General features: G+C 71.8%; 24 protein-coding genes. 20 read left to right on the forward strand and 4 right to left on the reverse strand.

The genetic code is table 11. The features are described 5' to 3' along the window. Positions 1–14: 14 nt before the first annotated feature. The 4 genes from ABD298_RS01535 (at position 15) to ABD298_RS01550 (ending at position 5,391) form a co-directional block, all read left to right on the forward strand. Positions 15–2,759, forward strand: a complete 2,745-nt coding sequence (locus ABD298_RS01535; RefSeq protein ID WP_344297821.1) for a bifunctional acetate--CoA ligase family protein/GNAT family N-acetyltransferase — start codon at positions 15–17, stop codon at positions 2,757–2,759. Positions 2,760–2,837: 78 nt separating this feature from the next. Further along, complete coding sequence (locus ABD298_RS01540; RefSeq protein WP_344297823.1) at positions 2,838–3,527, forward strand: DUF5998 family protein; 690 nt, start codon at positions 2,838–2,840, stop codon at positions 3,525–3,527. Next, positions 3,528–4,724, forward strand: coding sequence for an alkaline phosphatase family protein (locus ABD298_RS01545; protein WP_344297825.1), 1,197 nt, complete (start codon positions 3,528–3,530; stop codon positions 4,722–4,724). Further along, positions 4,717–5,391 (forward strand): thymidine kinase, encoded by a 675-nt coding sequence (locus tag ABD298_RS01550; RefSeq protein WP_344297827.1) that lies wholly within the window; start codon positions 4,717–4,719, stop codon positions 5,389–5,391. The genes ABD298_RS01545 and ABD298_RS01550 overlap by 8 nt, the downstream gene beginning before the upstream one ends. Before the next feature lie 51 nt (positions 5,392–5,442). On the opposite strand, the gene sepH is transcribed toward ABD298_RS01550, so the two are convergent. Continuing rightward, entirely contained in the window at positions 5,443–6,894 is a 1,452-nt protein-coding gene (sepH, locus tag ABD298_RS01555; RefSeq protein WP_344297829.1) for a septation protein SepH, read from the reverse strand. A gap of 308 nt (positions 6,895–7,202) precedes the next feature. Between sepH and ABD298_RS01560 the strand changes: the two genes are divergently transcribed. Continuing rightward, a complete protein-coding gene (locus ABD298_RS01560) occupies positions 7,203–7,502 on the forward strand; it encodes a DUF4193 domain-containing protein (RefSeq protein ID WP_208712396.1) in 300 nt (99 codons plus the stop codon). Positions 7,503–7,616: 114 nt separating this feature from the next. Here the strand turns inward: ABD298_RS01560 and ABD298_RS01565 are convergent, their stop codons facing one another. Next, on the reverse strand, positions 7,617–8,099 hold the full coding sequence (locus ABD298_RS01565) for a DUF3093 domain-containing protein (protein WP_344297831.1): 483 nt from the start codon (positions 8,097–8,099) through the stop codon (positions 7,617–7,619). A 60-nt stretch (positions 8,100–8,159) separates the two neighbouring features. On the opposite strand from ABD298_RS01565, the gene dut reads away from it, so the two are divergent. From dut to ABD298_RS01585, 4 genes are all read left to right on the forward strand, one after another. Then, positions 8,160–8,660 carry a dUTP diphosphatase gene (gene dut / locus ABD298_RS01570; RefSeq protein WP_344297834.1) on the forward strand — a complete coding sequence of 167 codons (501 nt, stop codon included), beginning with the start codon at positions 8,160–8,162 and terminating at the stop codon, positions 8,658–8,660. 74 nt (positions 8,661–8,734) lie between these two features. Beyond that, positions 8,735–9,457, forward strand: coding sequence for a DUF3710 domain-containing protein (locus tag ABD298_RS01575; RefSeq protein ID WP_344297836.1), 723 nt, complete (start codon positions 8,735–8,737; stop codon positions 9,455–9,457). After that, a complete protein-coding gene (locus ABD298_RS01580) occupies positions 9,450–9,767 on the forward strand; it encodes an OB-fold nucleic acid binding domain-containing protein (protein WP_344297838.1) in 318 nt (105 codons plus the stop codon). Before ABD298_RS01575 ends, ABD298_RS01580 begins: the two co-directional genes overlap by 8 nt. After that, a complete protein-coding gene (locus tag ABD298_RS01585) occupies positions 9,764–10,480 on the forward strand; it encodes a DUF3159 domain-containing protein (protein WP_425564283.1) in 717 nt (238 codons plus the stop codon). Before ABD298_RS01580 ends, ABD298_RS01585 begins: the two co-directional genes overlap by 4 nt. Positions 10,481–10,486: 6 nt before the next feature. Here ABD298_RS01585 and ABD298_RS01590 read toward each other — a convergent pair whose 3' ends face one another. Next, complete coding sequence (locus ABD298_RS01590) at positions 10,487–11,212, reverse strand: potassium channel family protein (protein WP_344297842.1); 726 nt, start codon at positions 11,210–11,212, stop codon at positions 10,487–10,489. Further along, positions 11,213–11,884: a potassium channel family protein gene (locus ABD298_RS01595; RefSeq protein ID WP_344297844.1), complete on the reverse strand. Its 672-nt coding sequence runs from the start codon at positions 11,882–11,884 to the stop codon at positions 11,213–11,215. It lies immediately after the preceding gene. Between the two features lie 56 nt (positions 11,885–11,940). Here ABD298_RS01595 and ABD298_RS01600 point away from each other — a divergent pair, with 56 nt between their 5' ends. From ABD298_RS01600 to ABD298_RS01650, 11 genes are all read left to right on the forward strand, one after another. Then, entirely contained in the window at positions 11,941–13,914 is a 1,974-nt protein-coding gene (locus ABD298_RS01600) for an APC family permease (protein WP_344297846.1), read from the forward strand. Beyond that, positions 13,911–15,290, forward strand: coding sequence for a class I SAM-dependent RNA methyltransferase (locus ABD298_RS01605; protein WP_425564274.1), 1,380 nt, complete (start codon positions 13,911–13,913; stop codon positions 15,288–15,290). Before ABD298_RS01600 ends, ABD298_RS01605 begins: the two co-directional genes overlap by 4 nt. Positions 15,291–15,413: 123 nt before the next feature. Next, entirely contained in the window at positions 15,414–18,251 is a 2,838-nt protein-coding gene (locus ABD298_RS01610) for an aconitate hydratase (protein WP_344297850.1), read from the forward strand. Between the two features lie 139 nt (positions 18,252–18,390). Next, positions 18,391–20,373 (forward strand): 1-deoxy-D-xylulose-5-phosphate synthase, encoded by a 1,983-nt coding sequence (gene dxs / locus ABD298_RS01615; RefSeq protein ID WP_344297852.1) that lies wholly within the window; start codon positions 18,391–18,393, stop codon positions 20,371–20,373. Then, positions 20,370–20,981: a DUF402 domain-containing protein gene (locus ABD298_RS01620; protein ID WP_344297854.1), complete on the forward strand. Its 612-nt coding sequence runs from the start codon at positions 20,370–20,372 to the stop codon at positions 20,979–20,981. The genes dxs and ABD298_RS01620 overlap by 4 nt, the downstream gene beginning before the upstream one ends. Further along, positions 20,978–21,535 (forward strand): hypothetical protein, encoded by a 558-nt coding sequence (locus tag ABD298_RS01625; protein WP_344297856.1) that lies wholly within the window; start codon positions 20,978–20,980, stop codon positions 21,533–21,535. The genes ABD298_RS01620 and ABD298_RS01625 overlap by 4 nt, the downstream gene beginning before the upstream one ends. A gap of 40 nt (positions 21,536–21,575) precedes the next feature. Further along, on the forward strand, positions 21,576–22,553 hold the full coding sequence (locus ABD298_RS01630) for an aldo/keto reductase (RefSeq protein WP_344297858.1): 978 nt from the start codon (positions 21,576–21,578) through the stop codon (positions 22,551–22,553). Between the two features lie 78 nt (positions 22,554–22,631). After that, a complete protein-coding gene (locus ABD298_RS01635) occupies positions 22,632–23,642 on the forward strand; it encodes a nucleoside hydrolase (protein ID WP_344298153.1) in 1,011 nt (336 codons plus the stop codon). A 103-nt stretch (positions 23,643–23,745) separates the two neighbouring features. Beyond that, positions 23,746–24,567, forward strand: a complete 822-nt coding sequence (locus ABD298_RS01640; protein ID WP_344297860.1) for an ECF transporter S component — start codon at positions 23,746–23,748, stop codon at positions 24,565–24,567. Then, entirely contained in the window at positions 24,560–25,351 is a 792-nt protein-coding gene (locus tag ABD298_RS01645) for an energy-coupling factor transporter transmembrane component T (protein WP_344298154.1), read from the forward strand. The genes ABD298_RS01640 and ABD298_RS01645 overlap by 8 nt, the downstream gene beginning before the upstream one ends. Further along, positions 25,348–26,910, forward strand: coding sequence for an ABC transporter ATP-binding protein (locus tag ABD298_RS01650; protein WP_344297862.1), 1,563 nt, complete (start codon positions 25,348–25,350; stop codon positions 26,908–26,910). Before ABD298_RS01645 ends, ABD298_RS01650 begins: the two co-directional genes overlap by 4 nt. The last annotated feature ends 69 nt before the right edge of the window (positions 26,911–26,979 follow it).

The raw sequence follows: 26,979 nt of genomic DNA on the forward strand, positions 1-26,979 counted from the left end.
ACTAGGCTAAGCCTATGGCGGACCAGGGCTCTGACACCGGATTTCCTCTGCACAGCGTCGTTCCCCTGAACGGAGCGTATCCGCACCACTGGGAGGCCGACGTGGTGCTGCGGGACGGCGGCACCGCCCATCTCCGCCCCATCACGCCCGAGGACGCCGAGGCGCTCCAGGACTTCCACGTCCATCAGTCCGAGGGGTCGATCTACCTCCGCTTCTTCAGCTACAAGGCCCGCCTCACCGCCGCGGAGCTCAAGCGCTTCACCGAGGTCGACTACCGCGACCGCGTGGCCCTCGTCATCACGGTCGGCGACGAGATCATCGGCGTGGGACGGTACGACAGGCTCTCGGACCCTGCCGAAGCCGAGGTGGCTTTCAACATCTCCGACCGCCACCAGGGACGCGGCCTCGGCTCGATCCTGCTCGAGCACCTCGCAGCCGCCGCGCGCGAGAACCACATCCGGCGGTTCACCGCCGAGGTGCTGCCCGAGAACCGCAAGATGCTCACGGTGTTCGCGGAGGCCGGGTACGCCCTGAACCGGCACTTCGACGAAGGCGTCGTCAGCGTCGAGTTCGAGATCGACCCGACGGAGAAGTCGCGCGCGGTCATGGAATCCCGGGAGCACCGCGCCGAGGCGCGCAGCGTGCTCGGCCTCCTCGCGCCGTCGTCCATTGCGGTGATCGGTGCCAGCCGCACGTGGGGGACGCTCGGCTACCAGCTCCTCGAGCACGTGGTCGAGGGAGGGTTCGCCGGGCGCGTGCACGCGGTCAACCCGGAGGCGCTCGAGCTGGGCGGGATGATGGCGTACGGGACGATCGCGGAAGTGCCGGACCCGGTCGACGTCGCGGTCATCGCCGTGCCGTACGCGGAAGTCCCCGACGTCGTCGCGCAGTGCGGGGCCGCGGGCGTGAAGGGAGTCGTGATCGCCTCGGCCGGCTTCGCCGAGCGCGGGGAGGAGGGCCTCGCCGCGCAGCGCGAGATCGTCCGGCAAGCCCGCTCGCAGGGAATGCGCGTCGTGGGTCCCGAGTCCCTCGGGATCGCCAACACCGACCCGGACGTGCGGCTCAACGCCTCCCTCGCCCCCCACCTGCCGCGCCAGGGCAGCCTCGGGCTGTTCAGCCAGTCGGCCTCGATCGGGGTCGCCCTCTACGCGGCTGCGGACCGGCGGTTCCTCGGCTTCTCCTCGATCGTCTCCGCGGGCAACCGCGCCGACGTCTCCGGCAACGACCTCATGCAGTACTGGGAGGACGATGTCGCCACGGGCGCGGTGGGCCTCTATCTCGAGTCGTTCGGCAATCCGCGCAAGTTCTCCCGGATCGCCCGCCGCCTCGCCCGCAGCAAGCCGGTCATCGTGGCCAAGAGCGAGGTGACGGGCCTGCGCCTGCCGCCGGGGCATTCGGTCCGCACGACCCAGGCGCCGCCCGGAGCCCTCGACGCGATGCTGCGCCAGGCCGGCGTCATCCGTGTGAGCACGGTCGAGCAGCTCGTCGATGTCGCCCAGATCGCCGTGGGCACCCTCCCGGCGGGTCCGAACGTCGCGGTGCTGTCCAACTCGCTCGCCCTGGCGCGGGTCGTGGCCGACGGCGCCGACGCCGACGGGCTGCGCGTCGTCGCCTCCGAGGGCGACCTCGACCTGTCCCAGGGGCTCTCGCTGGCCCTGCCGGTGCTCAAGCGCCGGCTCGTGGCACTCGCCGCCCGCGAGGACGTCCATGCCGTGGTCGTGGCGATCCTCCCCGTCCAAGGGCTCCGCGTGCCGCAGGTCGCCGCGACGCTCGCCGAGGCGGCGGAGAGCTCGGGGACCACGGTCGTCGCGGCCTTCCCCGGTGTGCTGGACCGTCGCGTGGACACCGCCGGCCTCCTGCCGGCCCCGACCGGTGCCGCGGACGCCCCGGTCGGCTCGCCCCAGGTCCCCAGCTACTCGAGTGCCGGGGAGGCCGTCGCGGCGCTCGCCGCCGTCGTCCGCTACACCGAGTGGCTCGCCCGGGACCCCGGGGCCCCCTTCGAGGCGGAGCACGACGACGACGCCGCGGACGCGCTCATCGAGGCCCGGCTCACTGGGGTCGAGGGGACGGAGCTCGTGCGCCTCGAGGCGGACGACGCCGCGCGCCTCCTCGGGTGCTACGGCATCCCCGTGCTGGCCGCCCGCCCCGTCACGAGCGCGGACGAGGCGGTCGCGGCCGCCGACGCCCTCGGCTGGCCGGTCGCCATCAAGTCCGCCGCCGCGAACCTCAGGCACCGGCTCGACCTCGGGGCGGTGCGCCTCGACATCACCGACGCGGACGCGCTGCGCGCCGCGTTCGCGCAGATGGGCCAGTCGCTCGCGCCGTACGGCGGCGGCCACTTCGAGATCCAGCGGATGGCGCCGGTGGGCCAGGCCTGCGTCGTGCGCGCGATCGAGGACCCGCTGCTGGGGCCGGTGCTCTCGTTCGGCCTCGCGGGGGACGCCGTGTCCCTCCTCGAGGACTGGGCGCACCGCATCACGCCGCTCACCAGCGGGGACATCCGCGAGATTGTCCGTTCGCCCCGCGCCGCCGTGAAGCTGTTCGGCCACGAGGGCCTCCCCGCCCTCGACGTCGCGGCGGTCGAGGACCTCGTGGGCCGCGTGTCCCTGCTCAAGGACCGGCACCCGGAAGTGTCGCTGCTCGAGCTCAAGCCCGTCGTCGTGAGCGAGGCGGGGCTCACGGTGCTGTCCGCGGAGGTCTGGGTCGGGAACGCCGCGCGGCGCATGGACAGCGCGCGGCGGGCCATGATCGCGCAGTAGCCCGCGCCGTCGGGCGCCGGAGCGGGAGACGGCGGGCGGTTTTGGGAAGCCCCGGAGGCGTCTGGGAGAATGTCGCCCATGACCCACAACGCGTCCGGTGGTCCCGCAGGCCAGCAGTTCCGCGGAACCCCGGGGGAGACCCTCACGTCTGCCCTCGAGAGGACGGGGTTCTACCCGCGCCTCGTCGGCGAGGTCGTCGAGGACGCCCTCGGCGGCAGGGTCCCGCTGTCCCACCTGACCCACCTCGAGACCCACTTCGAGCGCTCCGAGGTCCGCCGCCACGTGACGGTGCTGGTCCTCACCGACGACATGCTCGTCGTGACCCATGTCGACGAGGCCCCCCTCGACGATGCGGGGCACCGCATGTCCGCGCAGGTCTCCACCGAGTCTGTTCCGGTCTCGCAGATCGCCAGCGTCGTGCTCTCCTACGTCTACGCCCAGCCCGCCGAGTACGGTCCCGGGGACCCGGTGCGCGAGGTGACCCTTGCGATCGCCTGGAGCGGCGGCCAGCGAGTGGACCTCGTGCCCGCCGGGTGCGGCGACCCCCAGTGCGAGGCCGACCACGGCTACACCGGCACGATCGCCCAGGAGGACCTCGTCCTGCGGATCAGCGCCGAGGCGGACGGGCCGCGCGCCGTGGACGACGCCAGGGAGTTCGCGCGGCTCCTGCGCGCCGTCAACACCGGCACGCCCCCCGCTCCCGTGGGCCGCCCGCGGCTCGCCTCCCCGTTCTCCCCTCGGGGCCTGCGCGGCCACGGTGGCCGGTAGATGGCCGGAACACCGCTCCCGCCGCCTCCCGCCTACGGCTCCCGCTCGATCGCCGACCTCCTGCCCAGCTGTGCCGCCGCGCTCGGCGCCGAGGGCTTCGACAACGTCCTCGGGCTGCCCGGCGTGCCCCAGATCTGCCTCGTCATGGTGGACGGGCTGGGACGGGCCCTCCTGACGCGCAAGGCCGCGCACACCCCGTTCCTGCGCGAGAAGATGGCCGCGGGGCAGGGCTCCATCCCCACAGCGCTCGACGCGGCCTTCCCCTCCACCACGGCTGCGTCCCTCGCGAGCCTCGGCACCGGCGTTCCCCCGGGCCAGCACGGCATGGTCGGCTACGACGTACTCGCCCCGCACCTCGACCGCGTGGTCAACCAGCTCAACGGCTGGGACCCGGAGGTCGACCCGGACCGCTGGCAGCCCTTCCCCACGGTGTTCGAGCGGCTCCACCCCGAGATCCACGTCGCGACCGTGAGCCTGCCGCAGTTCGAGGGCTCGGCCATGACGCGCGCCGCGCTGCGGGGCGGCGAGTTCATCGGCGCCGGCAGCCTCCACGAGCGCACGACGGCGGCCGCCGGGGCCATGGCGCGGCACCCCCGCATGCTGGGCTACTTCTACCTCAACGAGCTCGACAAGGCGGGCCATCAGTTCGGCTGCGCCTCTCCCGAATGGGAGGTCGCGCTCGAGGAGGTGGACTCGTGCGTGCGGCGCCTCGACGCCCAGCTGCCCGCGGGCGCCCTCGTGCTCGTCGTGGGAGACCACGGCATGGTGGACATCGCCGCGCCGCGCCGGGTCGACTTCGGTGCCGAGCCCGAGCTCACCGCGGGGATCCGGCACACAGCCGGCGAGCCCCGCATGGTGCACCTCCACCTCGAGGACGGGACGGACGACGCCGCCCGCGCGGCCGTCGTGGGGCGGTGGCAGGAACGCTTCGGGAACCAAGCGTGGGTGCTCACGCGCGACGAGGCGGTGGGACACGGCTTCTTCGGCGAAGTGTCCGAGACGGTGCTGCCCAGGATCGGCGACGTCATCGTGGCCGCGCACGGCGACATCGCGCTCTTCGACGGCCGCCGCGTGCGTCCGCAGGCCTTCGACATGGTCGGCCAGCACGGGTCGTGGACGAAGGCCGAGCGCCAGGTGCCGCTCGTGGCGTTCCGCGCGCGCGGTCCGCTCACGTCGAAGCGGAGGCGCCGTGGCTGAGCTCGTCTTCTTCACGGGCACGATGGACAGCGGCAAGTCGACCCTGGCCCTCCAGATGGACTACAACCACCGTGCGGGCGGCCGCCGGGGACTGCTCTTCACGAGCCGGGACCGCTCGGGCGAGGCGGTCATCTCGAGTCGGCTCGGCCTGCGCACCCCCGCCATCGAGGTCGCGGCGGCGACGAGCTTCTGGGACGAGGTGGTCCGGCGGCGCACGCATGCCGCCGAGGTCGACTACCTCATCTGCGACGAGGCCCAGTTCTACACCGCGGCCCAGGTCGAGGAGCTCGCACGGGTCGTGGACGAGCTCGAGGTTGACGTGTACGCGTTCGGGATCGGCACCGACTTCCGGGCGCGGCTGTTCGAGGGGTCGCGGAGGCTCGTCGAGCTCGCGGACCGCATCGAGACGCTCCAGGTCCCGACGCTGTGCTGGTGCGGGCGGCGGGCGACGCACAATGCGCGCACCGTGGACGGGCGGCTGGTCCTGACAGGGGAGCAAGTGGTCGTCGCGGACATCGCCGGTCGCGGACCCGCCCCTGCGGACGGCGCCGACCAGGGGACCGTGGGGTACGAGACCCTGTGCCGGCGGCACTACATGGCGGGCCGGACGGCGTCGGACGCGAACCTCCTAGGGGAGGCGGAGCAGCTCCTGCCCTTCGGAGACTAGGCGTCTCGGGAGCTCGACCTCAGGGGGCTGGACCTGAGGGGGCTGCGGGCGTCAGTCGCCCTTGGTCCCGAAGACGATCTCGTCCCAGCTGGGGACCGAGGACCGCTTGGGCCGCGACGACCTGCGCGGCTGCGGCTCGGGGGCAGCCGCGCTGCCCGTGGGCGCGGGACGCTCGGCGGGGCTCGATCGGCCAGCGTCCGAAGGCCTTGGGGGTTCGGGGCGCTCTGGGGGCTCCGGAGCCGTCCGGTGAGCCGGCTCGTCGCGGCCAGGCGAGCGTGCGCTGTCTGGGCCGTCCTCCGCATCGGGCGCGCTGCCCTCTGGCTCGCCAGGCTCCGGGGCGCCGTCTCGCCGGGGTGGCGCGGTGGGGACCAGTGTGATCTCGCGCGTGGCGGTGCTCAGCCCGGGCCGGAGGCCGAGGTGCCCCTGGTCGTCCTCCGGGGCACGGCCGTTGAGCCGGGAGAGCAGCGAGGTGATCCCGCCCCGCTGGACTGGGGCGCGCTCCGGCGGTTCTGGTGTCGCGGGCTGCGGCGTCTGGCCGGGAACGCGCACTGCCTCGTCCTCGGTGGCCTGAGCATGGGTGAGGCCAGCGCCGTCCCCGGCGCTCTCACCCTCGTCGGCGTCCCGCACCTCGGACGGCCGCGGATGAGCCGCCGGGATGCCGTGCGTGAGGAGCAGGGCGAGGGCGTCGTCGGCGTCCTCGTCAACGCCGAGTCGCTGGCCGCGTCGGGCGCGGAGCATGTCCAGGAGCTCCCCCTCGCGGTCCAGGGCCGGCTCGGCCCGCAGCGATTCTGGGGCCTCGATGTCGAACGGGTGGTCGGAGACCGCGGACAGCCGGCGGCGCGGGGAAGGACCATCGAGCGGCTCCAGCTCGCTGAGCTGCTGTGCCCAGCGGTTCGCGTTCGCAATCGTCCGATGGACGGGGTGGTAGGTCCACAGCGCAGGGGGTTCCTCGCCGATCGAGGCGGGCGCCCCCGCGGGCAGGGCGAATCGGGCCGCCACAGTCCACTGGCCGTCGGGACGGCGCCACGAGTCCCACTCGGCCTGGGCGGCGTCCACGCCGTAGAGCGAGAGCCGGTAGGCCACCATCTCCCCGAGCGTTGCCGGTTCGTAGGCGGCCGGGCCGCGCAGGGTGTCATGGGAGGGCAGATGCCCCGGGACCTCAACCGACTGGGCGCGGCGCACGATGTGCTCCCGCTCCGCCAGCACCGGCCCCTCGTAGCGCTGGACGCGGGCCAGCGGGACGCCGAAGCGCTCGGCGACCTCCTCGGCTGTCGCACCTGCCCGGATCTCCGTCTGGATCTGGCGCGGCGACAGCTCCGTGCCCTCGCCACCCGCACGCAGGGGCCGCTGGGGTGCGGGACGCGAGACGGCGCGGCGCAGGGCCTCGTCGAGGGAGAGCCGGAAGGTCTCCCCGTTCGCGCCGCTCAATATGAGGTGCGCGCCGTCCTCGTGGACGCCGACGAGCCGCAGCTCCTGCACATTCCCGTGCGCCAGGTCCCGCATTGAAGCCTCCACCCTTGCTCAGTCCTTGAGAAGAACTGTGCCATCCTGCCACGCGATTCCGAGGGTAGGTAGCCGGTGTGCCGCGATTTTCCGGCACTCTGGCGCCTCCGGCGTGCCCTGTCCGGCACGCGGGGCTCGGCCCACGAGGAGCCGCGATCGGGAATGTTCCGGGGCGGAGTGGCGTTTTGGGCCGACATCGGGAACAATCTCCCCGTCACTGGGCACAAAACGGGGGCCGAGTGCGTTGGAACGGAACTACGTGGAATGCCACGTGACATTGCTAGCTACCGGAGCGTGAACGAAGAACTATGGCGACCGACTACGATGCGCCGCGCAAGAACGAGGAAGAGCTCAACGAGGATTCGATCGAGGAGCTGAAGACCCGCCGCACCGACAAGCAGTCTGCATCGGTGGACGAGGACGAGGCGGAGGCCGCGGACAGCTACGAGCTCCCGGGTGCCGATCTCTCCGGCGAGGAGCTCCTCGTGCGCGTGCTGCCGGCACAGGCAGACGAATTCACGTGTGCCTCGTGCTTCCTGGTCCGCCACCGCTCCCAGATCGCGAGGGAACGGAACGGACTGCTGTACTGCAAGGAATGCGAAGGCTGACACCGCGCAGGGACCGCTCCCTGCCGGACAGCGCGGCCCCGGTGCTGAGCACCGGGGCCGCTCCTGTCTCCGACCGCGTCCGCTGAAGGTCGCGCCTCCCGCCGGCAGCGCGCGTCAGGCCGCGAGGGCGGCCACAAGCCTGTCCGGGTGGCGGGTCGAGACGAGCCAGTACGGCGTGGGGTCCTCCGGGTCCGTGAGCTCGACCCTGACGACGGGGGAGATCCACCCGCGGATGCAGAGGTAGGCGAGGGCGTTGAGCGCCGGCCCGCGCTGGGCGGTCGCCTCGTCGCCGTCGAATGCCTCCGCTGACCCGGCGAACCGCCGGGGGAGTGAGGCCCGCCCCGCCGTGAAGGCCTCGGCTGTCACGGTGATGGCCGGCGTCGTGGCGATGAGCGCGGCCACGAGGACCGCAAGCAGGATCACGGCCGCGGTGAAGCCGGCGGCGAGGCTGATCGGGGCGAAGACGAGGATTCCCGCAGCGGACACGCCCAGGGCCACGACCCAGACCCACCACGCCGGCCACAGCCGCTCCCTGTAGAGGACGGTGTCGGCAGGGCTCGGGCGGTCGCCCGGGGCGGGGGTGGTGGCGTCAGGCATGGATCCAGCTTTCCACCCGGGCGCCCGGCGGCCAAACCGGTGCCCCGCTAGAGTGGACGGGTGAGCCAGGTGCACGAAACCACGCCGACCGTCCAGGACCCCGTCTGGGAGCCGACCCTCGACGTCCAGCTGAGGATGCTCGACGACGGGCTCGAGCCGCCGTCGTACGCCCACCCCGGGGATGCGGGCGCAGACCTCCGTGCCCGGGTGGACGTCACCCTCGGCCCGGGTGAGCGCGCGCTCGTCCCGACGGGGGTCAGCATCGCGCTCCCGTTCGGGTACGTCGCGCTCATCCACCCGCGCTCGGGCCTCGCGACGAGGCACGGCCTCACCGTCGTCAACGCCCCCGGGACGGTCGACGCCGGGTACCGGGGCGAGATCGCCGTGACCCTGCTCAACACCGACCTCGCCGCACCGGTGGCGCTGCGGCGCGGCGATAGAATTGCCCAAATGGTGATCCAGCGCGTCGAGCACGCGCGGTTCGTCCCTGTCGACGACCTGTCCGCGTCCGTGCGCGGCGAAGGGGGCTTCGGCTCGACCGGCGGGTTCGCGGCCACCTAGGCAGGCCCTGCACGAGGGACGCGATGGGGGCCGGCCCCGACCCCGCAGGGGCCGGCATGACTAAGGAGTATTGAGTGGCGCTGTTCGGACGTGGCAAGAACACCAAGCTGACGGCCGAGGACCCCTCGGTGCTTGGCCAGCCCAAGGACCGCCGTGCCGAGCCGGACAAGAGCGGCTACGGCAGGTCGCGGAAGGGCCCGTTCGATGCGAGCGAGGCCGACACGGACTCCGGCTATGTCGACCTCGGCTCGATTCTGGTCCGTCCGGCCGACGGGCTCCAGCTGCGCCTCGAACTCGAGGAGGCGACCCAGCGGGTGGTGGCCGTGACCATGGACCTCAACGGCTCGAGCCTCCAGCTCCAGGCCTTCGCGGCCCCCCGGTCCGAGGGACTGTGGGGGGAGATCAGGGCGCAGATCGCCCAGTCGGTGGCCAGCCAGGGCGGCACCGTCGAGGAGGCCGAGGGCTCGTTCGGCACCGAGCTGCTCGCGCGGCTGCCCGCGGACGCGTCGGGCGGGAGCCGGTCGTACCGGGCCGCCCGCTTCATGGGGGTCGACGGCCCCCGCTGGTTCCTGCGCGGCGTGATCGGCGGCCCGGCTGCCGAGAACCGCGAGGCCGCAGCCCCGCTCGAGGAGCTGTTCCGCCACGTCGTGGTCGACCGCGGCGAGTCCCCGCTCCCGCCCCGCGAGCTCCTGCCGCTGCGGATCCCTGCCGACGCCTCGCCGAACGACGGCGGCGCAGCAGGGACCTCGGCTCCGCAGGCCCCGGAGCGCGGTCCGGAGATCACCCATCTTGGCTGACGGCGCCGGTCCGCGCTGGCTCGAGGACTTCGGCGACGCGCCAGACAGGGGGCTCGTGGCCGGAGAGGGCACCGTGAGGTCGCTCACCTTCGTCCCCGCGGACGCCACGCCGCGGCTGACGGCCATGCTCGAGGACGACCGCCATCGACCTGGCCACGGCCGTGCGCTCCGCCTGATCTGGCTGGGCAGGCGACGGATCAGCGGGATCGCCGCCGGGACACGCCTGCGATTCTCGGGGATGCTCGCCCACGAGAACGCCATGCCGACCGTCTACAACCCCCGCTACGAGATCCTGGCCAAGGAGGACTGAGGGTGAGCGCAGCCGACGACGACCGCCCGCAGACGCCGGACCCCCGCCCGCAGGCGCCCAGCGCCGCGGACCTTGCTGCCGCCTACGCGGCGCAGGCCGGCCTGCACCGCCACGACGACGGCCGGATCGACGTGCTCCGCAGCGCGGGGGGCGTCCGGGGCCTCGCTGAGAGCATCCTGCCGGGCCTCGTGTTCCTCGTGGCGTTCACGGTTGCCCGTGACCTCGTGCTCTCGGCTGTGCTGGCCCTCGCGGTGGCGGCCGTCTTCGTCGTCGTGCGGCTCGTGGGACGCACGCGCCCCACCCAGGCATTTGCGGGCGTGGTCGGCATCGCCGTCTCGGCGGCGCTCGCGCTGTTCACGGGGCGCGCCGAGGACTTCTACGTCACCGGGTTCTTCACGAACGCGGGATACGCGGCCGCGCTCGTGCTGTCCATAGCCCTCAGGTGGCCACTCATGGGGGTCGTCTTCGGCTTCCTGCGCAACGAGGGCGTCCGATGGCGGGACAACCCCGTCCGCGCCCGCCAGTACCGCCTCGCCACGTGGATCATGGCGGCGGTCCTCGCTCTGCGGCTCGTGGTCCAGGTCCCGCTCTACTTCATGGGCGACGCCGGTCTCGTCGCCCTCGGCACCACGCGGCTCCTCATGGGCGTCCCCCTGTACGCGCTCGGCGTGTGGGTGGCCTGGCTCGTGTCGCGGCCGATCCCGGGGCGGTAGGCGCCCTCACCCGTCGAAGGCGTCGTCCTCGTCGGCCGTCTCCTCGGCTTCTCGGGCACGGACCGGGGCATCGGCGGCGGGCGCGAGCAGGGCCCGGAGCTCGTCCTCCGCCTGGATCGTGGTGAGGAAGAAGAGCTCGTCGCGGTGGTCGATCACGTCGTCGATGCTCGGCGCGATCGGCGCCTGGTCGCGCAGGATGGCCACGAGGGTGCAGTCCGACGGCCAGTCGATCTGCCCGACAGTGCTGCCGATGATGGCCGACCCGCCCGGGACGGTGAACTCGACGAGGGATGAGACGCCGGTCTGGAGCGTGAGGAGGCGCACGACGTCGCCGATCTCCACCGCCTCCTCGACGAGCGCGGTCATGAGCCGCGGCGTGTTGACCGCGACGTCCACGCCCCACGAGCCGTCGAACATCCAGTCGTTCTTCGGATTGTTCACGCGGCCCACCGTGCGGCCCACCCCGAACTCCGTCTTGGCAAGGAGCGAGACGACGAGATTGACCTTGTCGTCGCCGGTCGCCGAGACCACGACGTCTGCCTCATCGACGCGCGCCTCCTTCAGGGTCGACAGCTCGCACGCGTCGCCGATGAGCCATTTGGCCCCCCTCAGACCGCTGCGGCCGATCACCTCGGGCTTCGGGTCGACGAGGAGGACCTCGTGGCGGTGCGCGAGGAGCTCCCGTGCGATCGAGCTGCCGACGCTGCCCGCCCCGGCGATGATGACCTTCACTTACGACTCCTTCACGGGGGCCATGGACAGGGCGCGGGTCACCTCTGCGGCATCCGCCATGTTCATCATGACGTGGACCGTGTCGCCCTCCTGGTAGCTGGTGGTCGGCGTGGGCAGCATGCCTTCGCCGAAGCGCGTGAGGTAGGCGACCCGGACGCGGGCCGCCTTCTCGATCGCCGAGAGCGGGTGCCCGAGCCATTCGGGCGCGAGGTCCACCTCGGTCAGCACCAGACGGCCGGAGGGCTCGCGGAAGTCTCCTGAGATCCCCGACTCCGGGAGGATCCGGCGCAGGACCTGGTCGGCGCTCCAGCGCACTGCGGCCACGGTGGGGATCCCGAGGCGCTGGTAGATCTCGGCCCGGCCCGGGTCGTAGATGCGCGCGACGACGTGGGGGACGTGGAACGTCTCGCGGGCCACGCGGGTGGCGAGGATGTTCGAGTTGTCTCCGCTCGAGACGGCGGCGAACGCGTACGCCTCCTCGATGCCGGCCTGCTTCATCGTGTCCCGGTCGAAGCCGATGCCCGTGACCTTGCGGCCCGCAAACGTCCGGCGCAGCCGCCGGAAGGCCCGGTCGTCCTGGTCGATGATCGCGACGGAGTGCCCGGAGTCCTCGAGCGTGTGGGCGAGCGTGACGCCGACGCGCCCGCAGCCCATGATCACGTAGTGCGCCATGCTGCCAAATCTACCGCGCCATGACATCCGCGGCCCTTTGCGCATAACGTGTCAGGGTGCTGACGATTCTCAACTCGGTCAAGCGCGTGATCGTCGGCCGCGCGCTGCGCAACGACCGGCTCTCGCACACCCTCCTGCCGAAGCGCATCGCGCTGCCCATCTTCGCCTCCGACGCGCTCTCCTCGGTCGCCTATGCGCCGGACGAGATCTTCCTCACCCTCGCCCTCGCGGGAGTCTCCGCCGTCGCGCTGTCCCCGTGGGTCGGGCTCGCCGTCATGCTCGTGCTGCTGACGGTCGTCGCGTCGTACCGGCAGAACGTCCACGCCTACCCGTCCGGGGGCGGCGACTACGAGATCGCCACCGAGAACCTGGGCCGGTTCGCGGGCCTGACCGTCGCGAGTGCGCTCCTCGTGGACTACGTGCTCACCGTCGCGGTGTCAATGTCCTCCGCCGCGACCTACCTGACCACCGCGATCCCGTCCCTGCACGGCACCCAGGCGATCGTCGCCGTCGTGGGCGTCCTGATCCTCGCCCTCGTGAACCTGCGCGGCATCAGGGAAGCCGGCACGGTATTCGCCGTTCCGACCTACCTCTTCATGATCTCGATCCTGGGCATGACGGCCGTGGGGATCGTCCAGTGGCTCACGGGCACCCTCCGGCCCTCCCAGAGCGCCGACTTCACGATCGTGCCGGTGCCCGAGTTCGACCAGGGGCTCGTGGGCCTGGCCGGAGGGTTCCTGCTCCTGCGCGCGTTCTCCTCGGGCGCCGCGGCGCTCACCGGCGTCGAGGCGATCAGCAACGGCGTGCCGAACTTCCGCCCGCCCAAGAGCAGGAACGCCGCGACGACCCTCCTCATGCTCGGTGCCGTCGCCGCGTCCATGCTGGCCGGCATCATCTTCCTGGCCAACGCGACCCGCGTCCACGTCGTCCAGGATCCCGCCACAGAGCTGCTCCAGGACGGCAGGCCGCTCGCCGCCGACTACATCCAGACTCCCGTGATCGGCCAGATTGCCGACTCGGTCTTCGGGGCTGGCAGCATCGCCTTCTACATCGTCGTCGCCGCGACGGGCGTGATCCTCGTCTTCGCTTCCAACACGGCCTTCAACGGCTTCCCGGTGCTCGGCTCGATCCTGGCCCAGGACGGATACCTCCCGCGGCAGCTGCGCACCCGCGGCGACCGTCTTGCCTTCAGCAACGGCGTGCTGGCGCTCGCGGCCGGCGCGATCATCCTCATCGTCGCATTTGACGCCGATGTGACGCGGCTCATCCAGCTGTACATCGTGGGAGTGTTCGTCTCCTTCACCGCAAGCCAGCTCGGCATGATCCGGCACTGGACGCGCGAGCTCAAGCGGGTCAAGGACCGGGGGGTCCGCGTGCGGATGCAGCGGTCGCGCGTGATCAACACGATCGGCTTCGCGATGACGGCCACGGTGCTCGTGATCGTCCTCATCACGAAGTTCGAGCACGGGGCTTGGATCGCGCTCCTGGCGATGTTCGCGCTGTTCCTCATCATGTGGAGCATCCACGCCCACTACGCGAACGTCGCGAGGGAGCTCGCCGTCGGCGACGACGTGTCGGCCCGTGCGCTCCCCAGCCGTGTCCACGCCGTCCTCCTCGTCTCGCACATCCGCAAGCCAGTGCTCCGTGCCCTCGCCTACGCCCGTGCGTCGCGGCCCTCGCGCCTGGATGCAGTCACCGTGGACATCAGCGCCGAGGAGACGGCCCAGACCGTGGCCGACTGGGAGAAGCTGGGGATCCCCGTCCCGCTGACCGTCCTCGCGAGCCCCTACCGCGAGACGATCACCCCGCTCATGGACTACATCCGCAACATCCACCGCGAGTCGCCGCGGGACCTCATCGTCGTGTACATCCCGGAGTACGTGGTGGGGAAGTGGTGGGAGCAGCTCGTGCACAACCAGACGGCGCTGCGGATCAAGGCGCGGCTGCACTTCGAACCCGGGGTCATGGTGGCGTCCGTTCCATGGCAGCTGAAGTCGAGCGAGGAAGCCAGGAGGCTGCAGGAGCTGTGAGTGTGACAGAGACAGCACGGCAGGAGCGTGTTATCGAGCTGCGGCTGGGACCCGTTGCCCACGGGGGGCACGTCGTCGCCCGGCACGAGGGGAGGGTGGTGTTCGTGCGCCACGGGATCCCCAGCGAGCTCGCGCGCGTGGCCCTCACCGACGCCGACGAGGGCGCCAAGTTCTGGCGCGGGGACGTCGTCGAGGTCCTCGAAGCGTCCCCCCACCGGCGGGAGCACGTCTGGGACCTCGCCGACTCGCTGCGCGCCCACTCCGAGGGCCGGCTTCCCGTGGGCGGGGCAGAGTTCGGCCATATCGCCCTCGACGAGCAGCGGCGCCTCAAGGCCGCCGTCATCCGCGAGCAGCTCGAGCGGCTCGCCCACCTCGAGCGGGACATCGTGGTCGAGCCGGTGCCCCTCCGACCGGGTGCGGCGGACGACGGCGGCGGGCTGGCCTGGCGCACGCGCTGCAGCTTCGCGGTCACGCCCGAGGGGCGGCTCGCCATGCACGCACACCGGTCCGAGGAGCTCATCCCGATCACCGGGATGCCGCTCGCGACGGATGAGATCGATGCCTTGCACCTGTGGGAGCTGGACCTGCGCGGCGTCGAACGCGTCGAGGTCGCGGCGCCCGCGTCTGGCTCGGCGCCGCTGGTCGTGTTCACCCTGGCAGACGGCGTCGCACCGGCGCGGCTCACGGAGATCCTGGACGGGCTCGACCCTGCCGTGTCGGCCAGCGCGGTCGGCTCCGCCGCCCTGGGACCCGGTGCCGCGCGCTCGCCGCTCACCGTGCGAGGCCGTGGATCCGTCACCGAGCACGTCCTCGGCCACCACTACACCGTCACCGGGGAGGGCTTCTGGCAGATTCACCGCCGGGCCCCCGAGACGCTCGTCACGGCCGTCCTCGACGCGCTCGGCGGTGTGCTGGCGGCCGGCGCGCAGGTCGCCGACCTCTATGCCGGCGCGGGCCTCTTCACGGCGCCCCTGGCCGCCGCGGTGGGCCCCGGCGGCTATGTCCTCTCGGTCGAAGGGTCGCCGGGGACGAGTCGCGACGCGCGCCGGACGTTCAAGCGGCAGCCCGAGGTCGCCGTCGTCCAGGGCCGGGTGGAGCGGGTGCTGCGCACCCAGGGGGGACCGGGCGCGTTCGACGCCGTCGTCCTCGATCCGCCCAGGGCCGGAGCGGGCCGGGAGGCGGTGCGGCAGCTGGTCGCGGCGGAGCCGAAGGCGATCGCCTACGTCGCGTGCGACCCGGCCTCGTTCGCGCGGGACCTCGGCTGGTTCCGGGACGCCGGCTGGACGCTCGGGAGCCTGAGGGCGTTCGACCTCTACCCCATGACGCACCACGTCGAATCCGTCGCTCTCCTGCTGCCTCCGGCGCACGCGAACTAGGATGGGCCGCGAGAGCCATCGCGGCCGAGACCTGCCTGCCCCACTCACGCCGGTAAGGCATGCCTAACTAGAACCTCACTGAGGCCGGGACAAAGATGGCAGTGTTGCGAGAGGAGTCCTGCATTGAGCACTGTGGACAGCTTCGGAGCCAAAGGCGTCCTGAACGTCGGCGGAACCGAGTACGAAATTTTCCGGCTGAACTCCGTGGAAGGCGTCCAAAGCCTCCCCTTCAGCCTCAAGGTCCTGCTGGAGAATCTTCTCCGTACCGAGGACGGCGCCAACATCACCGCGGACCACGTCCGCGCCCTCGCCGGATGGGACCCCAACGCCCAGCCGAGCACTGAGATCCAGTTCACCCCGGCACGCGTCATCATGCAGGACTTCACTGGCGTTCCCTGCGTCGTTGACCTCGCGACGATGCGAGAGGCCGTCAAGGAGCTCGGCGGCGACCCGAAGCGCGTCAACCCGCTTGCCCCGGCGGAGCTCGTGATCGACCACTCGGTCCAGATCGACGTGTTCGGCAACGCCGGAGCGATCGAGCGCAACATGGAGATCGAGTACCAGCGCAACGGCGAGCGCTACCAGTTCCTGCGCTGGGGCCAGACCGCGTTCGAGGACTTCAAGGTCGTTCCCCCGGGCATGGGCATCGTGCACCAGGTGAACATCGAGTACCTGGCGCGCACGGTCATGACCCGCGAGGTCGAGGGCCCGGAGGGCAAGGTCCTCAGGGCCTACCCCGACACGCTGGTCGGCACCGACTCGCACACGACGATGGTCAACGGACTCGGCGTGCTCGGCTGGGGCGTCGGCGGCATCGAGGCCGAGGCTGCCATGCTCGGCCAGCCCGTCTCGATGCTCATCCCGCGCGTCGTCGGCTTCAAGCTCTCCGGCGAGATCCCCCCGGGCGCCACCGCGACCGACGTCGTGCTCACCATCACCGAGATGCTGCGCAAGCACGGCGTGGTCGGCAAGTTCGTGGAGTTCTACGGCGAGGGCGTCGCTGCCGTGCCGCTGGCAAACCGCGCGACCATCGGCAACATGAGCCCCGAGTTCGGGTCGACCGCCGCGATGTTCCCGATCGACGACGTCACGCTCGACTACCTGCGCCTCACGGGCCGCTCGGAAGAGAATGTCGCACTGGTCGAGGCGTATGCCAAGGAGCAGGGGCTCTGGCACGACCCGTCCCGCGAGCTGCGCTTCTCGGAGTACCTCGAGCTCGACCTGTCCACCGTAGTCCCCTCGATCTCCGGCCCCAAGCGTCCCCAGGACCGCATCGTGCTGACCGAGGCGAAGGACGAGTTCCGCCACGACCTCCTGAACTACGTCGCCCACGAGGCCGATGCAGGATCCCTCGACGAGTCGCTCGAGGAGAGCTTCCCGGCGTCGGACGCGCCGTCCTTCACCACGGGCTCCTCCCACGTGACGGACTCCGACCGCGAGCCTCCGGTGTACTCCGCTGCCCACGGTGCGGCCGGCCGGACGTCCAAGCCGGTCTCCGTCGCGATGGAGGACGGGCGCAGGTTCGACCTGGACCACGGCGCCGTGACGATCGCCTCGATCACCTCGTGCACCAACACGTCCAACCCGTCGGTCATGCTGGCGGCGGCTGTCCTGGCACGCAATGCGGTCGAGAAGGGGCTCACCTCCAAGCCGTGGGTGAAGACTTCGGTGGCGCCCGGGTCCAAGGTGGTCACTGACTACTACGAGAAGTCGGGACTCGTGCCCTACCTGGAGAAGCTGGGCTTCTTCACGGTCGGCTACGGCTGCACCACCTGCATCGGCAACTCGGGTCCGCTCGAGCCCGAGATCTCCGAGGCGATCCAGTCCAACGACCTTGCCGTGACGGCCGTGCTCTCGGGCAACCGCAACTTCGAAGGCCGGATCAACCCGGACGTGAAGATGAACTACCTGGCCTCCCCGCCGCTCGTCATCGCCTACGCCCTGGCTGGGAGCATGGACTTCGACTTCGAGTCCGATGCCCTCGGGAAGGACCAGGACGGCAACGACGTGTTCCTCAGGGACATCTGGCCGAACCCGCGCGAGGTCCAGGAGGTCATGGACGCCTCCATCGACCAGGCGATGTTCACGAACTCGTACGCGACGATCTTCGACGGCGACGAGCGCTGGCAGTCTCTCCCGACGCCGACCGGCGACACCTTTGAGTGGGACGACAAGTCCACCTACGTCCGTAAGCCCCCGTACTTCGAGGGCATGAAGGCGCAGCCGGACCCGGTCTCGGACATCTCGGGCGCCCGCGTGCTGCTCAAGCTGGGCGACTCGGTCACCACCGACCACATCTCCCCGGCCGGCTCGTTCAAGTCGGACACGCCCGCGGGCCAGTACCTCCTGGCCAACGGAGTGGAGCGCAAGGACTTCAACTCCTACGGCTCCCGGCGTGGCAACCACGAGGTCATGATCCGCGGAACCTTCGCGAACATCCGCATCAAGAACCAGCTCCTCGACGGCGTCGAGGGCGGGTTCACGAAGGACTTCACGCAGGACGGCGCGCCGCAGGCCTACGTCTACGACGCCGCCATGAACTACCAGAAGGCCGGCACCCCGCTGGTGGTCCTCGCGGGCAAGGAGTACGGCTCCGGTTCGTCCCGCGACTGGGCGGCCAAGGGCACGGCCCTCCTGGGCGTCAAGGCCGTCATCGCCGAGAGCTACGAGCGCATCCACCGCTCGAACCTCATCGGCATGGGCGTCCTCCCGCTGCAGTTCCCGGCGGGCGAGTCGGCCGCGACCCTCGGCCTCACGGGCAACGAGGTGTTCTCCGTGGAGGGCATCACGGCGCTCAACGACGGCACGACCCCGGCGACCGTGAAGGTGACCGCGACGGCAGAGGACGGCTCCGCGAAGTCCTTCGACGCCGTCGTGCGCATCGACACGCCCGGCGAGGCGGACTACTACCGCAACGGCGGCATCCTGCAGTACGTGCTGCGCCAGATCTCGGCGAACTGAGCGGACTGACGCCCCTCCGGCGTCGGACCTGAGCACGAAGGGCCCCCACCGATTTCGGTGGGGGCCCTTGCGGCGTCCGGCGGGCCGGGGCGAGGAGGCGCTACAGTTGTTCGTGCACATTTCGAGCAAGGAGTCGCCCTTGGGCATCTTGGAGTCCATCGAGGGTCCGAAGGACCTGAACCGCCTCAGCGCGGCCGAGCTCGAGGACGTCGCCGAGGAGATCCGGCAGTTCCTGATCCGCACCGTGTCCCAGACCGGAGGCCACCTCGGACCGAACCTCGGCGTCGTCGAACTCACGCTCGCGCTCCACCGCGTGTTCGATTCGCCCCGGGACAGCATTGTCTTCGACACCGGGCACCAGTCGTACGTGCACAAGCTCGTGACCGGCCGGAAGGACTTCTCGACCTTGCGCCAGCAGGGCGGCCTCTCCGGGTACCCGTCGCGCACGGAGAGCGTCCACGACATCGTCGAGTCATCCCACGCGTCGTCGTCCCTGTCCTGGGCAGACGGGATCTCCCGTGCCCGGAAGCTCACGGGCGAGGGCGACCGCTACACGGTGGTCGTGATCGGAGACGGCGCGCTGACGGGCGGCATGTCGTGGGAGGCGCTGAACAACATCGCCGCCGACAAGGACCGGCGCGTGGTGATTGTGGTCAACGACAACGGCCGCTCCTACGCCCCGACGGTCGGCGGAGTCGCCGACTACCTCGCGTCGATGCGGCCGGCTATCGACAAGGTCCGCACCACGGCCGCCTACGAGGGCATGCTCGACCTCGCCAAGCGCCGACTCAAGAACGGTGGGCTCCTCGGCCAGTTCGTCTACAAGAGCCTGCACGCCACCAAGAAGGGCCTCAAAGACTGGTGGGCTCCCCAGGGCATGTTCGAGGACTTGGGCCTGAAGTACGTCGGCCCGGTGGACGGCCATGACCTGCGCGCCCTCGAGGAGGCGCTCGCCACCGCGAAGAACTTCGCCGGGCCCGTGATCGTCCACGCCATCACGGAGAAGGGCCACGGCTACGCTCCGGCGCGCAACCACGAGGCCGACCAGTTCCACGCGGTCGGTGTGATCGATCCCGAGACCGGGGCGCCCGCCGAGACGGGCGGGGGCACGTCGTGGACGAGCGTCTTCGCCGACGAGATCGCCGCGATCGCGGACGAGCGCGAGGACGTCGTCGGGATCACTGGGGCCATGCTCATCCCGGTCGGCCTGCACAAGTTCGCCGCGCGGCACCCAGACCGGGTGTTCGACGTCGGCATCGCCGAGCAGCATGCGGTTGCTTCCGCTGCCGGGATGGCCTTCGGCGGGCTCCACCCCGTCGTCGCCCTCTACGCGACGTTCCTCAACCGCGCCTACGACCAGCTCCTCATGGACGTCGCCCTGCACAAGGCCGGCGTGACACTTGTCCTGGACAGGGCCGGGGTCACGGGCCCCGATGGGGCAAGCCACCACGGGCAGTGGGACATGGCGCTCGTGCAGAGCATCCCGGGCCTGCACCTCGCCGCGCCCCGGGACGCCTCCCGCCTGCGCGAGGAGCTCCGCGAGGCCGTCGCCATTGACGACGCCCCGACCGTGGTCCGCTTCTCGAAGGGCGCCGTGGGCCCGGAGACCGAGGCGATCGAGCGGCTCGACGACGGCGTCGACGTGCTCGCCCGGGCCGGACACGGCGTGCCGGGCGAGGCCGGCCCCGATGTCCTGCTCGTGTCCGTGGGCGCCATGAGCGAGATCGCGCTCGATGTGGCGCGGCGCCTCGAGCACCAGGGGATCAGCTCGACCGTCGTCGACCCGCGGTGGGTGCTCCCCGTCCCGCGCAGCCTCATCCGGCTCGCGGCCCGCCACCGCATCGTCGTGTGCCTCGAGGACGGCGTGCGCACGGGCGGAGTGGGCTCGCGCATCCGGCAGGAGATGCGCGCCGCGGGAGTGGACACGGCGCTGAACGAGGTGGGCCTGCCCGCGGAGTTCCTCGACCACGGCACCCGCGCGCAGGTCCTCGAGCGGGTGGGTCTGACACCGCGGCAGATCACGCACGACATCGTCGCGCAGGTCCTCGGCACGAAGGTCCCCTTCGCGCGCCCGCTGCCCGGGCAGCCCGCGCCTTCCACCGGCAGCCTGCCCACGCTGTGACGATCCCGTCTGGGCCTTGGACGCCTGCCCCGCCCGCTGGCGCGGACACGCCCCGACCGGGCGAGCTCGTCGTCGCGCGCAACCGCAAGTGGGACGGCAGGGGGCACTGGGTGGTGCCCGGCTTCAGCCTCGGCGAGGACGAGCACGGTTGGTGGATCTACCAGGGCAGGGGAGAGTTCATCTCCCGCCCGGGCGCCGCGCTGCACACGCGCTCGGACGCGGTCCTGCTCGTGCCCCGGGCCGGGGGCTACGCGGCCACCTTCTACGACGACACCAACCCGGGCGACTTCCGCGTCTACGTGGACCTCGCCTGGGACCTCGCGTGGCACCGCGTCGGCGAGCCCGCGGGCCCGGGCCACCCGGGCGTGGTCGAGTTCCACATGGTCGACATGGACCTGGACGTGATCCGGTCCGCCCACCACGGGGTGTTCGTCGACGACGAGGACGAGTTCGAAGTGCACCGCCGCGAGCTCGCCTACCCCCAGGAGCTCGTGGCCGCTGTCCGCGCGGAGTGCGCGCGCATCCACCGGGCGGTGCTGGACGGCACCGGCCCCTTCGACGGAACCGCCGACGCCTGGATGGCGCGCGGCCGGAAGGAGAACCCATGAGCTACACGAGGCTGTACAGGCGCACCGGGGACGGGACGCTCGAGTTCCGAGAGGCCTGGTACGACGACGAGGCCGCCCAGTTCGTGGTCAACCACGGCACGGTGGGCCACCAGTCGAAGACCCAGGAGACGGACGACGTCGGCGCTGACGCCGGCGAGGCGCTCCTGGCCGCCTTCGAGGCCCAGTGCGCCGAGGACGGCTACAGCCCAGTGCCCGACGACCAGCTGTGGCGGGTCGTCGCCCAGTTCGCACTCAAGACGGCCGAGGGCACCGAGCGGGACAGGCACCTCGAGCGGCAGGCGGTCCAGGCGCTGTCGGCCCATCTGGCCTGGCGGGGCCTCGGGACGGTCGAGGGCAGCTCGATCGGTGCCGGGAAGCTCAACGTCTTCGCGACCTGCGTTGACGCCGGCAAGGCCGTCACGGCGGTCAAGACCTGCCTGCGCGAGGCCACGAGCGACTTCACCAAGCTCTCGATCGCCGTCGCGCCGGCGACGGACCCGGAGAACTTCAAGCTCAAGCACGCACCCGCCGGGGTCCGCGGCTTCTCGCTGTAGGACCGGCGCTGCCCGCGGATCGCGCGGGTAGGCTGGCGGCATGACTGACTACCGCCGTCTCGGCCACTCCGGCCTGACCGTCTCGACCGTCGGACTCGGCTGCAACAACCTCGGCCGCGCGAACACGCCGACCGCGACGCAGGAGGGCACCGACGCGGTCGTGCATGCCGCCATCGACGCCGGGATCACGCTCTTCGACGTCGCCGATGTCTACGGGGCCACGCCCGGGCTGAGCGAGGAGATGCTCGGCAGGGCCCTCGCCGGCCGACGGGACGACGTCGTGGTCGCCACCAAGTTCGGCATGGACATGCACGGGGCCAACGGAAGGGACTTCGGCGCACGCGGTTCGCGGCGCTACGTCCGCAAGGCCGTCGAGGCGTCCCTGCGGCGGCTCGGAACGGAATGGATCGACCTGTACCAGTTCCACACGCCGGACCCCGGAACCCCCATCGAGGAGACGCTCTCGGCCCTCGACGACCTCGTCCACGAGGGCAAGGTCCGCTACATCGGCCACTCGAACCGCTCCGGCTGGCAGATCGCCGAGGCGGAGTTCGTCGCACGCATGGGCGGGTACACGCCCTTCGTCTCGAGCCAGAACCACTACAACCTGCTGGACCGGCGCGCCGAGCTCGAGGTCACGGAGGCAGCAGAGGCCTACGGGCTCGGCGTCCTGCCGTACTTCCCGCTCGCCAACGGGCTCCTCACCGGCAAGTACTCCCGCGGGAGTGCGCCGGAAGGGTCCCGCCTGTCGCACACGCGCACCAATCTCGTCCACGACGCGGACTGGGACCAGCTCGACCGCTTCTCCGCCTTCGCCGAGGAGCGCGGCCTCACCGAGCTGCAGGTCGCCTTCTCCTGGCTCGCGGCGCAGCCCTCGGTCGCCTCGGTGATCGCCGGCGCCACGCGACCTGAGCAGATCCGCGAGAACGCCGAGGCGGCCTCGTGGGAGCCCAGCGCCGAGGACCTCGACGAGCTGGACGACATCTTCCCCAAGACGCCTCGCATCGCGCTGTTCTGAGCCGCGCACCGAACCGACGTGCACGAGCAGTCCCGCCCCGTCCCGCACGAGCCCACCCGCCGTCCCGTGTCCGTCCTCATGGACTGCGACACGGGGATCGACGACGCGCTTGCGCTCCTCTACCTGTGCAGCCAGCCGCACGTCGAGCTCGTCGCGGTGACGAGCACGCCCGGCAACGTCGACGCCGAGCAGGTCGCCGCGAACAATCTGGCGCTCCTCGAACTCTGCGGCCGCGACGATGTCCCCGTTGCCATCGGGGCCCGGGCGCCGCTGTCCATCCCGCTAGTGACGACCCCCGAGACCCACGGTCCCCAGGGAATCGGGTACGCGGCGCTTCCCCCGGCGCGGCGGGCACCCGAGGCGCGCGACGCCGTCGCGCTCTGGGTGGAGGCGGCCCGCGCACGCCCGGGCGAGCTCACGGCCCTCATCACTGCGCCGTTGACCAACTTCGCGCTCGCGCTGCGGGCCGAGCCGCGGCTGCCCGAGCTGCTCGCGGGAGTGGTGATCATGGGCGGCGCGTACAACTACCAGGGCAACACCACGCCGACCGCGGAGTGGAACACGCACGTTGACCCGCACGCCGCGGCCGAGGTGTTCGCCGCGTACGCAGGCGAGCCCGCGGACCGGCTCCCTGTCGTGTGCGCTCTCGAGACCACCGAGCGGATCGAGATGCACCCCGAGCACCTCGCTGCCCTCGCGGAGGCGGCGGGATGCGCGGAGCCGGAGGAGGTCCTGCCCGACCAGCCCGAGGGCGCGCGCAGCCGGGCATCCAGCCCCCTCGTGCGGCACGTGAGCGACATGCTGCGCTTCTACTTCGAATTCCACCGCCACTACGACCAGGGATATGTTGCCCACGTGCACGACTACTTCGCGGCGAGCGTCGCGGCCGGAACCGCCCGCTACGCCACGCGCGCCGCGACAGTCCACGTCGAGACCGGCTCGCCCCGCCTCGCGGGCACCACGGTTGCCGACTACCGCGGCCTGTGGGGCGAGCCCCCCAACGCGCGGATCGTCTCGGAAAACCACCCCGACGAGGCCTTCGCCGAGCTCGTGGCATCCCTCGGCGCCCTGGCGCGGCGGCTGGACTAGACTGCACTGTGCCCCGGCAGCGCCGGGACAACCGCCGAGGTGACATAGGCGGCGTCGCCCCATCCACGCACCACGACGCACTCGCAAAGGACCTCGCCCGGCCATGTCGCACCCCCTGACTGAAGACGCACCGCGCCGAACGCCCCTGAGGACTGTGCTCATCGTCCTCGGCGCCGCGGCCATCGTCGCCACGTTCGTCTACCTTGTCGCGACGTCCCCGGCGGAGCCCGCGGACGTGCCCTCCTCGTCCGCCGCCCTCGTGGCGCTCACCGGCTACGGGATCGCGACGGCGCTCCTCTTCGCTGGGATCCTCCCGACGCTGCCGACCTCGACCCTCGTGCTCCTCCCCGTTGCGCTCGTGCTGAATATTGTGCTCGGCCAGTTCGTCGGTTCGAGCCTCGTCCCGATCTACCTCGACTCGATCGGCACGGTGCTCGTCGGATTCCTCGCAGGACCCGCCGCCGGTGCCGCGACGGGTCTCCTGAGCACGATCGTGTGGTCGTTCTTCAACCCGACACTCATCCCGTTCGCCGCCGGGGCGGCGGCCATCGGGGCCCTGGCAGGGCTCGCCGCGCGGCTCGGCGCGGTCCGCCGCTTCTGGTGGGTTCCGGTTGCCGGCCTCGTCACGGGAGCCGTGGCGGCCGTGATCGGTGCCTCGGTCGCGGTCGCGGTGTTCGGCGGGACCTCGACGGGCGCGACCGGGGCCGTCATCGCCTTCTTCAGGGCCACCGGCGACAGCCTCGTGGATGCGGTCCTGAAGGGATCGATCTTCTCGGACCTGTGGGACAAGCCGATCACGTTCACGGTGGCGGCGCTGCTGGCCTACGCCCTTCCCCGGCGCACCAGTGGACGTTTCGGCTTTGTGCGGCGCCACCGCGTCCTGGCTGCCCGGAGGCAGGACTCCGAGGCGGCGCCTGCTGTCTGACCATCCTCGTCTCCCTGCGCGCGACGCCCCGGGGAGCGTCAATCCCCTCACCGGGCTCGCGCTCGCGGCGGCAGCGCTCGTGCTCTGCTTTGCCGTGGCGCACTGGGCGGTGTGGGCCGGGACGATGGTGCTGGCCGCGGCGGCCTCGGCAAGGGCCGGGACGCTGGGACGGGTGGCGGTTGCTGCCGGCGTGGTCGTCGCGCCTTTCGCCCTCTGGGCGCTCGTCATCCACGGGTTCTTCTTCCCCGAGGGGCGCACCGTGCTGCTCGCGGCCGGACCGCTGAGGGTCACCGCCGAGGGGCTGGCCTACGCCGGGTCCTTCGTGCTCCGGACCGCGGCGGCCGTGGTGGTGATGCTCGCCTTCTCGCTGTGGGTCGATGTGGCGGTGCTCCGCGCCGCCCTCGTGCGCCGGAGAGTCCCACCGCAGCTGGGGTACGTCCTCGCTGCTTCGCTCGGCCTCGCGGGCGTCGTGGGGGACCGCCTCCGTCGCATTCGCGAGGCGCAGGAGGCGCGCGGACTCGTCGTCGGAGCGGGTCCGTGGTCACGGCTGGTCGCGGCGCGGCTCCAGATCGTGCCGCTCGTGCTCGGCCTCCTCGACGAGGCCGGAGAGCGGGCCATGGCACTCGATGCGCGGGGCCAGACCCTGCCTGGGCCGCGCACCTCGTATGTCGACGAGCCGGACTCCGCAGCGCAGCGCGCCCTGCGCTGGGCGCTCCTCCTGACGGCCGCGACTGTGGCGGTGGGGACAGTCGTCGCGGCTGTCGCGGGAACGGCGGGAGGATGACGCCGCGCGCTGCGCAGCCGGTGCTGGCCGCCGACATCCGCTCCTTCTCCTACGAGGGCGCGGCCCCGGTCCTGCGCGGGGTCGGGCTCGAGCTGCCGCCCGGTTCGCTCACCGCCGTGCTGGGCGGGTCGGGCAGCGGGACGTCCACGCTCGCGAAGCTGCTCTCGGGCTGGGCAGTGTCCGGCGGCCACGGCGTGTTCGACGGGACGCTTGCCCTCAGGCCGGCTGGCTCCCGGGAATGCACCACGCTCGAGTTCCGGGGCAGCCCGGACGATCCCAGGCTGAGGCTCGGGGCTTGGGGACAGCATGTCGCCTACGTCCCGCAGCGTGCGACGGACCTCCTGACCGGTGCGGCACAGACCGTCGGCGAGGAACTCGCCTTCGCCCTCGAACAGCGGGGGATGCCCCGCGAGCAGATGCGCCACCGCGTCGACGAGGCCGCGCGCGCGGTCGGGCTCTCGGCCCACCTCGGGAGGCACCCGGCCCAGCTGTCCGGCGGGGAGCAGCGCCGCCTCGCGCTCGGCTGCGCCCTCGTCGGACGTCCGAGCGTGATGGTGCTGGACGACCCGTCGGCGTCGCTCGATGCCGCCGGCCGCGCGGATCTCGGGCAGCTCATCGACACGCTGCGCGCCGCGGCGACGGCCGTCGTCGTTGTCGGGACCTGCGCCGATCGGCTCGCCCGCCGCGCGGACCACTGGGTGCTCCTGGCCGCCGGGACCCCTGCAGCACAGGGACCCCCCGAGCACGTCCTGGCCACGGAGGCGTTCCGTCTCTCCGGAGTCCTGCCGCAGGACCCCGCGGACGCCGCGCCGAACGCCCCCTCCCAGCGGTCAGCAGCCGGCAGCGCTTCCGTAGGCGCCCTCTCCGCGACGGCACCGGCTGCCGCAGCGATTGCGGAGCTCGCAGCGGTCTCGTTCGCCTACCCGGGTGCCCCGTCATGGGTGCTGGACCACGCGGACCTCGGGGTGCGCCCGGGCGAGGTGGTCGCATTGGCCGGGCCCAACGGCGCGGGGAAGTCCACGGCCCTGAAGCACTTCGCCGGCATCGCGCGTCCCATCCGGGGGACCGTGCGCATCGCTGGCCAGGACATCGCGCGCGTCCCCGCAGGACGGGTCGCGGACACGGTGGGTACCCTCTTCCAGGATCCGCGCGATCAGCTCTTCGCCCGGAGCGTCCTGCGCGAGGTCGAGTTCGGCCTCCGCCTGGGGCCGCGGGACGGCGCGAGGAGGTCCCGCGCCGAGGTCCGTCGTCGGGCGCTCGCGGCGCTCGACGACGTCGGCCTCGGCTCCCGGGCGGGGGAGCACCCCTACGATCTCACCGCCTCCGGACAGCGGCTCACCGCGCTGGCCGCGGTCATTGCCCGCGGGCCCCGTGTCCTGCTCCTCGACGAGCCCACGGTCGGCCTTGACCGGCACGGGCTCGCCTGCCTCGAGCGCCTCGTCGCCAGCGCGGCGGAGTCGGGCGCCGCCGTCGTGCTTTCGACCCACGCCGCCGCGTGGGCGCGCGCCCGGGCTGATCGCACCATGGCCATCGCGGACGGGCGCTTCGTCGCGGGGTGACTCGCCAGCGTCGGGAGGCTGCCGTTCCGGTAGTGTTCTCGGCTAGGGGCGTCTGCGCCCGGCGCCCCC

The sequence above is a fragment of the Sinomonas flava genome, from assembly GCF_039531875.1.
Lineage (GTDB): Bacteria > Actinomycetota > Actinomycetes > Actinomycetales > Micrococcaceae > Sinomonas > Sinomonas flava.